Annotated in this window: 10 protein-coding genes and 1 tRNA gene; 8 read left to right on the top strand and 3 right to left on the bottom strand. The window is 74.9% G+C overall.

All coding sequences use genetic code 11. From position 1 onward, the window contains the following. Positions 1–40 precede the first annotated feature (40 nt). The gene (locus LLG88_06670; GenBank protein MCE5246589.1) at positions 41–2275 is read left to right on the top strand and encodes a CHASE domain-containing protein; all 2235 of its coding nucleotides are present in this window, start codon (positions 41–43) and stop codon (positions 2273–2275) included. A gap of 81 nt (positions 2276–2356) precedes the next feature. On the opposite strand, the gene LLG88_06665 is transcribed toward LLG88_06670, so the two are convergent. After that, positions 2357–2677: a hypothetical protein gene (locus LLG88_06665; protein ID MCE5246588.1), complete on the bottom strand. Its 321-nt coding sequence runs from the start codon at positions 2675–2677 to the stop codon at positions 2357–2359. 92 nt (positions 2678–2769) lie between these two features. Further along, positions 2770–2844, bottom strand: a tRNA-Thr gene (locus LLG88_06660). Between the two features lie 142 nt (positions 2845–2986). On the opposite strand from LLG88_06660, the gene LLG88_06655 reads away from it, so the two are divergent. Both LLG88_06655 and LLG88_06650 read left to right on the top strand, forming a co-directional pair. Continuing rightward, the gene (locus tag LLG88_06655) at positions 2987–3385 is read left to right on the top strand and encodes a polymer-forming cytoskeletal protein (GenBank protein MCE5246587.1); all 399 of its coding nucleotides are present in this window, start codon (positions 2987–2989) and stop codon (positions 3383–3385) included. 136 nt (positions 3386–3521) lie between these two features. Then, positions 3522–3998, top strand: a complete 477-nt coding sequence (locus tag LLG88_06650; protein ID MCE5246586.1) for a hypothetical protein — start codon at positions 3522–3524, stop codon at positions 3996–3998. Positions 3999–4025: 27 nt separating this feature from the next. Here LLG88_06650 and LLG88_06645 read toward each other — a convergent pair whose 3' ends face one another. After that, a complete protein-coding gene (locus tag LLG88_06645) occupies positions 4026–5183 on the bottom strand; it encodes a DUF3524 domain-containing protein (protein ID MCE5246585.1) in 1158 nt (385 codons plus the stop codon). Positions 5184–5311: 128 nt separating this feature from the next. Between LLG88_06645 and LLG88_06640 the strand changes: the two genes are divergently transcribed. The 5 genes from LLG88_06640 to LLG88_06620 all read left to right on the top strand — a co-directional run. Continuing rightward, complete coding sequence (locus LLG88_06640; protein ID MCE5246584.1) at positions 5312–6364, top strand: hypothetical protein; 1053 nt, start codon at positions 5312–5314, stop codon at positions 6362–6364. Continuing rightward, complete coding sequence (locus LLG88_06635; GenBank protein ID MCE5246583.1) at positions 6361–6951, top strand: hypothetical protein; 591 nt, start codon at positions 6361–6363, stop codon at positions 6949–6951. Before LLG88_06640 ends, LLG88_06635 begins: the two co-directional genes overlap by 4 nt. 63 nt (positions 6952–7014) lie before the next feature. After that, positions 7015–7506, top strand: a complete 492-nt coding sequence (locus tag LLG88_06630; GenBank protein MCE5246582.1) for an NADH-quinone oxidoreductase subunit I — start codon at positions 7015–7017, stop codon at positions 7504–7506. Continuing rightward, on the top strand, positions 7491–9512 hold the full coding sequence (gene dxs, locus LLG88_06625) for a 1-deoxy-D-xylulose-5-phosphate synthase (GenBank protein MCE5246581.1): 2022 nt from the start codon (positions 7491–7493) through the stop codon (positions 9510–9512). Before LLG88_06630 ends, dxs begins: the two co-directional genes overlap by 16 nt. Positions 9513–9537: 25 nt before the next feature. Next, positions 9538–10938: hypothetical protein (locus tag LLG88_06620; protein ID MCE5246580.1), on the top strand; the 1401-nt coding region annotated here is incomplete at its 3' end.

Genomic DNA, 10938 nt, shown 5'->3' with positions numbered 1-10938 from the left:
GCCAAGGGCGCGTTGGGCGTCGAAGCGCCGGAGCGTCGGCATGGGATTGGTCCGTCCGAGGGCACCGCGGCCACTCGCGCGGCGGCACGTCGCCGCGCCGTGGATCGTGCTGGGGGTCGCTTGGACACTTGCGCTGCTGACCGGGCTCTACGCCGCCTCGCTGGGCGAGGCGCGCGACCGGGCGCGCTTCGACGCGGCGGCGGGGGATCTGCGGGCCGCCGTCGCGACGCGGATGGAGGCCTACGTCGCCGTGCTGCGGGCGGGGACGGCCTTCTTCGCCGGTTCCGACTCCGTCGATCCGGTCGAGTTCCGCCGCTTCTCCGAGCGGCTGCAACTGACTGAGCGTTATCCGGGGATCCAGGGACTCGGCTATTCCGTGCGCGTCCGCGGCCCGCGGGAGGCGCTCGAGCGGCGGATGAGCGCGGCGCGCGGCGAGCCGTTCAAGATCTGGCCCGCGACGCCGCGCCCGGAGACGCACGCGATCGTCTACCTCGAGCCGCGCGACCGGCGGAACCTCGCGGCGATCGGCTTCGACATGTCCACCGAGCCGCGCCGGCGGGAGGCGATGGAGCGGGCGCGCGACACCGGCCTCGCCGCGGCGACCGGCGCCGTCACGTTGGTGCAGGAGATCGACCCCGAGAAGCAAGCGGGATTCCTCATCTACGCCCCGGTCTACGCGGGAGGCGGCGTGCCGGCGTCGATCGCGGAGCGGCGCGCGGCCCTCGAAGGGTTCGTCTACGCGCCGTTCCGGGCGGGCGATCTGCTGGAGACGGTCCTCGCCGAGCGCGCGCGGCGTCTCGGCTTCGGCGTCCGCGTCTACGCCGCGAAGTCGGAGGACGCCGCCGCGCTGCTGTACGAGGGACCGGGCGGCGCGCGCGTCGCGGACGGCGCGCGGAGGGCGCTGCTGCCGCTCGAGGTCGCGGGGCGCCCGTGGACGCTGGCCGTCGTGGCCGGCCCGAGGTTCGACGCGCGCCCGTTCGCGGGGCTGCCGTTGGCCGTGACGGTGGCGGGGATGGTCGTCGGGCTGGTCTTCTTCGCGCTGATGCTGGGGCAGGTGCGCGCGCGCGCCGCGGCGGAGCGGGCCCACGAGGAACTGGCCCGCTCGGAAGCCGCGCTGCGGCAGGCGCAGAAGATGGAGGCGGTCGGGCGGCTCGCGGGCGGCGTGGCGCACGACTTCAACAACGTCCTCACCGCGATCAGCGGCTATTCCGAACTCCTGCTGGGCGACTTCGCGCCGGGCGATCCGCGGCGCCTCTACGCGGAGGAGATCCGGCGGGCCGGACAGCGCGCGGCGGCGTTCACGCGGCAGCTCCTCGCCTTCGGCCGGCGGCAGGTCCTCGCGCCGCGGGTCGTGGACCTCAACGCCGTCGTCGCCCAGCTCCACGGGCTGCTGCGCCGGCTGATCCCGGAGAACATCGCGGTCGAATTCGCGCCCGATCTTTCGCTCGGCCACGTGCGCGTGGACGAGGGGCGGCTCGCTCAAGCGATCGTCAACCTGGCCGTCAACGCGCGCGACGCGATGCCGAACGGCGGGCGGCTGCGGCTGACGACGCGCAACGTCGAGACCCCGCCGGCGACGCCCGAGGGGGCGCCGGAGCGCTGGGTCGAACTGGCGGTGTCGGACAACGGCTGCGGCATGCCGCCGGACGTGCGCGAGCACGTCTTCGAGCCGTTCTTCACGACGAAGGCCCGCGGCAAGGGGACGGGGCTCGGCCTCGCGACCGTCTACGGCATCGTCGTGCAGAGCGGCGGACGGATCGACGTCGAGAGCGAGCCGGGGCGCGGCGCGACCTTCCGGCTGCTCTTCCCGCGGATCGACGCGCCGCTCGACGCGCCGGCGCGGATCGGCGAGGCGCCGCTGCGGACCGGATCGGGACGGATCCTCCTCGCGGAAGACGAAGCGGCGGTGCGCGGCTTCGCCGCCGACGCGCTGCGTCGCGCGGGCTACGAGGTCGTCGAGGCGGAGAACGGCGCGCGGGCGCTCGAGGTCTTCGAGCGGGACGCGGGGAGCTTCGACCTTCTCGTGACCGACGTCGTCATGCCGGGGATGAACGGCCGCGACCTGGCGGAGGAGCTGCGGAAGCGCGGCGCCGCGCTGCGCGTCCTCTTCGTCTCCGGCTACACCGACGGCGCGATCGGCGAAGAGCGCGACCTCGGCCCGGGGCGCGCCTTCCTGCCGAAGCCGTTCAGCGCCCAGACGCTCGCCGCGCAGGTCTCCGATCTTCTCGCGGCGCCTGCGGGCGGCGGGCCCGAGGCGGACGAGGACCGGGCGTAGCCGCCGGCCGCGCTCCGGGCGCGCGATCGCTCAGCTCGTCGTCGCCTCGGCCGGCCGTAGCGGCCCGCGGCCGCGAGGCGATCAGCGTCTCCTGAAGGCCGGCTTGGCGCGGGCGACGCGCTCCATCGCCTGCAGGTCCGGCTGCGTCAACGCGGCGGCGACCATCGGCAGGATGTCTCCCGGGCGTCCGCCGTAGACCGCGCCGTTCTCGACGTCCGCGAGCAGCGTCAGGGCGGGGGACTTGGCGACCCGCTCCGGACGGTCGCCGAACTGGACCACGAGGACGACCTGTCCCTCCGCGTTGGGGATGATCTTCAGCACGGTCAGGTCTTCGCGGCGGAACTTCTTTCGCAGCAGCCCGGTGAGGACGTCCGCGGCGTCTCGGGAACCGGAGGTCGTCATCCGCCATCCTCCGCGCCGCGGGACCCGCTTGCGGCGCCGGACACGAAAAGAGCCGGCGGAGGCCGGCTCGTCGTCGATGCCGATGGAGTGACTGGAGCCAGAGGCGAGGGTCGAACTCGCGACCTGCTGATTACGAATCAGCTGCTCTGCCACTGAGCTACTCTGGCCCTTCTTACTCTCTTCGGCAAAGCGGCGCGGATTGTATCGCGGTTCGCGGCGGCGCGCACGTCGGGGGCGGAAATTCCGGCGCGGCGGGGGCGCGGGCGCGGCGGGGACGGGGCGGGGCCGGTCGGGTTATCCTCTGCGGCGATGCGTCCGCAACGGCTGCTCGACCGCTATCAAGGCGCCCGAACGTGGGGGGACGACGTGACCGTCGTCGGCCCGCGGCTGCACTTCCACGGCGCGATCGACTCGCCGGGGACCGTCGTCGTCGCCGGAGAGGTGGACGGCCCGGTCACCAGCGGGGCGCTGGTGCGGGTCCTCGCCGGCGGGCTCGTGCGCGGCGCGGTCACGGCGGAATCGGCGTGCATCGAGGGGCGGGTCGAGGGAACGGTCGTCGTCTCCGAGCAGCTCGACATCCGGCCCTCGGCGCGCGTCAAGGGACGGGTCGAGGCGACGCGCCTTTCGATCGGCGACGGGGCGAAGGTCCGCGGGCCGATCCGCGCCGACCGGCCGATCGTGCATTACTTCGACCAGCGGCGGGACTAGCGTCGCCGCGCGGACGCCCCGCCGACGGTCGGCCGGGCGATTCCGAAAGGCGCCGAGCGGGGGGCGCCGCGCTCTTTCTCCGCGCGGCGCTTCAATTGCGTGCGGCGGGGCGGGGCCGGCCGCTATATTGGCTTCGATGAACGCCGTCGAGAGTCTTCCCGCGCGCTTCGAAACGCCGCTCGAGCGGCGGGCGCTGCTCGCGCGCGCCCTCGTCGCCGGCGCGCTCTGCGCGGGCGCCTTGGCGCTGGGGTTCGAGTCCGGACTCGACGGCGTCGTCGCGCCGACGATCGTCGCGTTGGCCGGCGGCGTCGTCTTCGGCGTTCTCGCCTTCGCCTCGTGGCGCGCCTCGCGCCTCGACGGTCCGCCGCTGGTCCTCGACGGGGCGGGGCTCTCGTTCGCCGACGGCCTCGGCGAGCGCTGCTTCCTCCCCTGGGAGCGGATCGACGACGTCGGGACGCGCGGGTCGGGGCTCTTCGTCCGCGTGGTCGTCACGCTGCGCGACGAGGACGAGCCGGAGGTGGCGATCCCGCCGCTCTGTCTCGCCGGCGTTTCGGCGGAGCGGGCCGCGCGGCTGATCGAAAGCTATCGGCGCCGCGCGCTGCACGCCTCCTGACGCCTCCCGCCGGACCTGTCCGGCCGTTCACCCCTTCGACGCGCGCGGCCTCTCTGCGCGCTTCCGCGCCGGCTCGGCGGCGTCGCGCGCGGCGCGCTCGACCCAGTCGTCGAGGGCCGCGGCGCGGCGCTCCCAGGCGTGCCGGCGCGCGGCGCGCATCACCCGCGGCCGCAGCTCCTCGATCCGCCGCGGCTCGAGCAGCCAGGTCGTCAGGCGGGCCAGCGTCTCGCGGTCGGTGCGGCAGAGCAGCGGCTCGCGCAGCGCGGGGGGCAGGATCTCGGGGTAGGAGAGGCGCGCCGGCAGCAGCGGCACGCATCCCGCGGCCATCGCCTCGACCACCGCGTAGCCGAAGTTCTCCTGCGCGGCGAGCGAGACGGCGACGTCGCCGCGCGCGAGCTGCCCCACGTACTCGGCGCGCGTCTCCGCCGCGCCGTCGCGGACGATCCGGTCGGCGAGGCGGCCGCGAATCAGGTCGAGCGGCAGCGGCTTGGCCTGCGCCGACGGGCCGAGCAGGATCAGGCGGAAGCGGCGGTCGCCGTCGGCGAGACGGAGCACGAGGCGCGCGAAGGCCGCGGGGCGCTTGTCGTCCTCCCAGCGGTGGTTCCAAACGATCGCCGGCGGGTCGCCGAGCGGGCGCGGCCCCGGCGCGGGGAAGCCGTCGAAATCGACCCCCGGCGGCAGGATCCGCACCCGCCGGAGCGCGGCGGCGAGCCCGCGCGGGGCGGGGGCGGCGACCTCGCCGAGGAAGCGCCGCGCGCCGTCGGCGAGCGAGTTCAGATGGGCGCGGGAGTTGATCGCGGCGCCGTCGGCGACGAGGAGCGAGGCGACGTGGGCCATGGCGAAGCCGCGCTCGAGCGCGACGCCGCGCGGGCGGGGATAGTCGAACTGGTTCTCGTGAAGGTAGAGCAGGAAGCGGGTGCGGGGCGGCAGCGCCGCGCGCGCCTTGAGGTGGGCGAGGTCGATGAGGCTCGTCGCCACGACGACGTCGGGCGCGCGGCGGAGCGCGGCGAGCCGCTCGCCGAGCGCGAGCCCCGCGGCGCGCATCCGCCACTTCCAGCGCTCGGCGGGAAGCCCGAGGAGCGTCCAGTCGTGGCGGCTGCGCTCGATCCAGCCGCGGGCGAACGCCTCGTGCGAGCCGCCGAGATGCGTTTCGACGAAGACCGCCCTGAGCCGCCTCTGCGCCATGGCGGCGAGTCTACGCCACGATCCGCGCCGCGCCGCGCGGCCGCTCTTCGCGCCCGCGGCGCCGCGAGGCGGGACGACGGGCGGGGCGCGCGCCGCGGCGGGTATCATGCCCGGGAAAGGCGGAGGCGATGGCGACGACGGCGGGAACGCGGCGCGGCGAGACGTGGCGGGCGACGGCGCCGGTGCGGGCCGATCTCGCCGGAGGCACGCTCGATCTCTGGCCGCTCGGGCTGCTCCACGAGGGAGCGTGCACCGTGGCCGCGGCCCTCTCGCTGCGCGTCGAGGCGACCGCCGGCCCCGCGCCGCGGCGCGGCGCGCTGCGCCTCGCTTCGCGCGACCTCGGCGCCGCGCTCGACCGTCCGCGCGACGCCCGCGGCGCCCGGCGCGGAAAGCTCGAACTCCTCGAACGGATCGCGCGGCTCTGCGGCCCGGCCGAAGGAACGACGCTGACGTCGTTCTCGCCGCTCGCCGCCGGCTCGGGGCTCGGCACGTCGTCGGCCTTGGGCGTCGCCGCGGCCGCCGCCGCGACGCGCCTCGCCGGCCGCCCCGCGCGGCGCGGCGAGATCGTGCCGCTGGTCCGCGACGTCGAGGCGCAGCTCCTGGGCATTCCCACCGGCACGCAGGACCACGAGGCGGCGTGGCTGGGCGGGCTCGTGGTCGTCGAGCAGCGCCCCGGCGGGGCGCTGGTGCGGCGGCTCGACGACGCGCTGCTCGCGGCGCTCGCGGAGCGGCTGGTGGTCGTCGATTCGGGGAAGTCGCGCTGCTCCGGCCCCTCGAACTGGGACATGTTCCGGCGGCGGCTCGACGGCGACCGCGCGGCGAAGACGGCGCTGGCGCGGGTCGCGCGGGCCGGCTCCTCGGCCGCCGCGGCGCTCGCCGCGGCCGACTGGCGGAAGCTCGGCCGCGCGATGCAGGCCGACCTCGCGGCGCGGCGGGAGTGGTCGCCGCTCGTCCTGACCGAGCGCCTCGCGGCGCTGAACGCCGCGGCGCTCGCCGCGGGGGCGTGGGGCTTCAAGGTTTGCGGGGCGGGGGGCGGCGGCTTCGCGATCGCCCTCGCCGCGCCGGAGCGGCGCGCGCGGGTCGAGGCGTCGCTGGTCGAGGCCGGGGCGGCGGCGACGTCGGCGCGCCCCTCGGCGCGGGGTCTGGTCGTGAAGCGGCTCGCCGCGGGGAGAGAGCGATGATCGTCGGTCTGACCGGTCCGAACGCGGCGGGGAAGGGCGTGGTCGCCGACTTCCTGCGGGAGCGCGGCTACGCGTACTTCTCCCTTTCCGACATCGTGCGCGAGGCGGCGCGCGCCGCCGGGCGCGACGTCGGGCGGGAGACGCTGATCGAGTTCGGCCAGAAGCTGCGGCGCGAGGAGGGGCCGGGGGCGCTCGCCGCGCGCACGCTGCCGCGCCTGCCGGCTCGGGCGGTCGTCGATTCGATCCGCGGCCCGGCCGAGGTCGAGGCGCTGCGGGGTCGGCCGGACTTCCGCCTGCTCGGCGTGGACGCGCCGGTGGAGGTCCGCTGGCGGCGCGCGCTCGAGCGCGGGCGGGAGGGGGACGTTCCCGACCTCGCGACGTTCATCGCCCGCGAGGAGCGGGAGAATCAGGCGCGGCCGGACGCGCAGCAGCTCCGCGCGACGCTCGCCCTGGCCGACGTCGCGGTCCTCAACGACGGCACGGTCGAGCGGCTGCTGGAGCGGGTCGCGGCGGTCGTCGCGGCGTGGGAGAAGCAGCTCGATCCGCCGGCCGGAGAGCCGGAGGGCGGCCCGGCCGCGTTTCGTTGACGCGACCGCCGCGCGGCGGGTAAAATGAACCACTTGGCTTTGTTATAAGGCCGCGGAGGGCGCGTGAAGGTCCCGCGAAAGAAGATGACCTTGGCGGAACGGGCGTACCTCCCCGAGATCGCCCGCGGCCTGACGACGACGATCAAGCACGCGCTGCGCCCCGGCGACCGCGTCACGCGGCAGTACCCCGAGGAGGGGTCGCCGCTGCCCGAGCGGTACCGCGGCGTGCCGGCGCTCGTGGCCGACGAAGACGGCCGGATGAAGTGCGTCGCCTGCCAACTGTGCGAGTTCGTTTGTCCCTCCGAGGCGATCAAGATCGTCCCGGCGGAGTATCCGGAAAGCAACGTCGAGAAGTACCCGGCCCGCTTCGATCTCAACATGCTCCGCTGCATCTACTGCGGACTGTGCGAAGAGGCCTGCCCCGAGGAGGCGATCTTCCTCAGCGACCGCGCGACGTTCGTCGTCGCCTCGCGCGAAGAGGCGGTCCTGCCGAAGGAGCGGCTGCTCGAGATCGGCGGGACGCGCGAAGGGATCCGCAAGTGGGCGTCCAAGTGAACGACGCGGGACTGCTTCAGGCTGAAACGGGGAGCGAGGCGATGGAGGACGGGGCGGTCGGCGGCGGCGCGCGCGCCGACGCGAAGGACGGCGGACGCGTCGAGCGGCTCGCCTCGATCAACGACCCGGCCGACCTGCGCGGCCTGGCCGTTCCGGAACTCGTCGAGCTCGCGGCCGAAGTCCGCGAGTTCCTGATCAAGTCGGTCGCGCACCACGGCGGCCACTTCGCGTCGAGCCTCGGCGTCGTCGAGCTGACGATCGCCCTGCACTACGTCTTCGACACGCCGCGCGACCTGCTCGTCTGGGACGTCGGTCACCAGGCCTACGTGCACAAGATGCTGACCGGCCGGCGCGACCGCTTCCCGACGCTGCGCCAGTACGACGGCATGTCCGGCTTCCTCAAGCGGGACGAGAGCGAATACGACGCCTTCGGCGCGGGGCACGCCTCGACCGCGCCGAGCGCGGCGCTGGGGATGGCCGCCGGACGCGACCTCAAGGGGGAGCGCGGGCGGAAGGTCGTGGCGATCATCGGCGACGGCTCGATGACCGGCGGGCTCGCCTTCGAGGCGCTCAACAACGCCGGCGCCTCGCACCGCGACCTCATCGTCGTCCTCAACGACAACGCGATGTCGATCTCGCCGAACGTCGGCGCCGTCGCCCACTACCTGACGACGCTGACGACGCACCCCTACTACCAGCGGATGAAGGGGGAGATCGCGCGCGTCCTCGGCAAGCTGCCGCCGAAGGTCGGCGCGCCGGTCGGGGAGATGGCGCGGCGCACGCTGCAGAGCGTCAAGGGCGCCCTCGTTCCCGGCGCGCTGTTCGAGGCGCTCGGCTTCGACTACTTCGGGCCGATCGACGGCCACGACATGGCGGCGCTGGTCGGCGTGCTGAAGAAGGTCAAGGAGCGGAGCGCGAGCGAGCCGGTGCTGCTGCACGTCCTGACCCACAAGGGAAAGGGCTACGCGCCGGCCGAGGCGAACCCGCTGAAGTGGCACGGCGTGACGCCGTTCGACCCGGCGACGGGGAAGCCGCTCGCCGCGCCGAAGCCGGTCGACGCGACGACGCCGCCCTCCTACACCAACGCCTTCGGCGACGCGCTCGTCGACCTCGCCGGACGGCGCAAGGACGTCGTGGCGATCACCGCCGCGATGTGCCCGGGCACCGGGCTGCCGAAGTTCCAGGAGAAGTTCCCCGAGCGGTTCTTCGACGTCGGGATCGCCGAAGGGCACGCGGTGACGTTCGCCGCGGGGATGGCGACGCAGGGGATGCGGCCGTTCTGCGCGATCTACTCGACGTTCCTGCAGCGCGCCTTCGACCACATCTTCCACGACGTCTCCCTGCAGCGTTTGCCGGTCGTCTTCTGCCTCGACCGCGGCGGCATCGCCGGCGCGGACGGGCCGACGCACCACGGCTGCTACGACCTGACCTACATGCGGCTGATCCCGGAGATGGTCGTCGCCGCGCCGAAGGACGCCGACGAGCTGGCCGACCTGCTCGAGACGGCCTACGCGCGGACCGACGGCCCGTTCTCGATCCGCTACCCGCGCGACAACTCCCCCGCGCCGCGCACCCGCGAGCCGCGCGTCCTGCCGATCGGCTCCTGGGAGCTGCTCGAGGAAGGGGACGGGACGGTCGCGCTCCTCGCGGTCGGGACGATGGTCGAGACGGCGAAGGCCGCGGCGAAGGAGCTGCGCGCCGCCGGCCACTCGCCGACGGTCGTCAACGCGCGGTTCGTGAAGCCGCTCGACGTCGCGATGCTGCGGCGGCTCGCGCCGGGGGCGCGGCTCGTCGCGACGCTCGAAGAGAACACGGTCCGCGGCGGCTTCGGCGCCGCGGTCTGCGAGGCCTGCGTCGAGGAGGGGATTCCCCTCGCCGCGCCGCCGCTGATCTTCGGCATTCCCGACCGGTTCGTCGCCCACGGCTCGCGCAAGCAGCTCCTGGACGAGATCGGCCTGGGTTCCGGCGCGGTCGCCGCGCGCCTGCTCGACAAGCTGCGCCGCTGAGCGGCGCGCAGAGGATGGATCGACGATGACGCTTCCGCGGATCGAAGTCTCGCGCCGCGCGCCGGAGACCGTGCGCGCGGAAGGGCTGTTGATGTTCCGTTTCGAGGGCGCCCCGCTCGCCCTGCCGGCGGCCGCGGACCGCGCCGCGTACGAGGCGGCGGCGCGCCGCCGGCGGCACAAGGGGGCGCGCGGCGAGACGCTCATGGTTCCGCTCGCCCCGGGCAAGGGGGCGCGGCTGCTGCTCGTCGCCGGGCTCGGCGCGGCCGACCGGCTCGACGCCGAGACGCTGCACCGCGCGGCGGCGGCGGCGGCGCGTCTCGCGCAGCAGGAGCGCGTCGGCTCGCTCGTCGTCGCGCCGCCCCGCGCCGCGGGGAAGCTCGGCGTCGAGGAGATCGTCCGCGCCGTCGCCGAAGGGCTCGCGCTGGGCGCTTACCGCTTCGAGCCGTTCCTGACGGAACCGTCGAAGCGGACGCCGCTCCTCGACAAGGCGACGATCTGCGTCGGGCCGAAGGGGCCGGGCGCGGCGGTCCTCGCGCCGGCGGCGGCCTTGGTCGCGGCGGCGAAGTGGGCGCGCGACGTCGTCAACCTCCCGGCCGCCGAGATCTACCCCGAAACGATGGCCGCGGAGATCGTCCGCGCGGTCGCGGGGACGGCGGCGCGGGCGCGGGTCTTCGAGCCGGCGCGGATCGAGCGGGAGGGGATGAACGCGCTGCTCGCGGTCGGCCGCGGCTCGGAGCGGACGCCGCGCGTCGTGCACGTCGTCTACAAGCCGCGCGGGCGGGCCAAGGCGCGCGTCGCGTTCGTCGGCAAGGGAGTGACGTTCGACGCCGGCGGCTACGACCTCAAGAACGCCGATGGGATGGACACGATGAAGTGCGACATGGGCGGGGCCGCGGCCGCGGTCGGCGCCCTCGTCGCGCTGGCCCGGATGAAGGCCCCGGTGGAGGTGCACGCCGTCGTCGGGCTGGTGGAGAACCTCGTCTCCGGCCGCTCCTACAAGCCGGGGGACGTCCTCGTGACGCGCGCCGGGAAGACGGTCGAGGTCAACAACACCGACGCCGAAGGGCGCCTCGTCCTCGCCGACCTCCTCGACTACGCCAAGACGACGGTCAAGGCGGACGCGGTGGTGGACGTCGCGACGCTGACCGGCGCCTGCTGCGTCGCGCTCGGGAACAACTGCAGCGGTCTCTTCTCGAACAGCGACGCGCTGGCCGCGGACCTCGCCGCGGCGGCGGCGCGCGCGGGCGAGAAGCTCTGGCGGCTGCCGCTGATCCAGGAGTACCGCGACGGCCTGAAGAGCGACGTCGCCGACATGAAGAACACCGGCGGCCGGTTCGGCGGCGCGATCACCGCGGCGCTGTTCCTCGAGACGTTCGCCGACGCGAAGCGGCCGTGGGCGCACCTCGACATCGCCGGGCCGGCGTTC

The organism is bacterium, from assembly GCA_021372775.1.
Classification (GTDB): Bacteria; Acidobacteriota; Polarisedimenticolia; order J045; family J045; genus JAJFTU01.
The sequence above is the reverse complement of the archived record's forward strand: the minus strand, read 5'-3'. Positions and strand labels throughout refer to the sequence as shown.